General features: G+C 55.3%; 1 rRNA gene. It reads left to right on the top strand.

The window, feature by feature from the left end:
- Positions 1-113, top strand: a 16S ribosomal RNA gene (locus AB3X94_RS42185); the annotation flags it as partial.
- Positions 114-255 lie beyond the last annotated feature (142 nt).

Genomic DNA, 255 nt, shown 5'->3' with positions numbered 1-255 from the left:
CAGAAGTGGCTAGTCTAACCGCAAGGAGGACGGTCACCACGGTAGGATTCATGACTGGGGTGAAGTCGTAACAAGGTAGCCGTATCGGAAGGTGCGGCTGGATCACCTCCTTTCCAGAGCTTGCATTGCTGCGCAAGCGCTCACGCTTATCGGCTGTGGTTTAGAGAAGCAACGCAGACAGACTCAGGGGTCTGTAGCTCAGTCGGTTAGAGCACCGTCTTGATAAGGCGGGGGTCGATGGTTCGAATCCATCCA

Source organism: Paraburkholderia sp. BR10923 (assembly GCF_040948765.1).
Classification (GTDB): domain Bacteria; phylum Pseudomonadota; class Gammaproteobacteria; order Burkholderiales; family Burkholderiaceae; genus Paraburkholderia; species Paraburkholderia youngii.
This window is presented reverse-complemented; position numbering and strand designations above follow the sequence as displayed.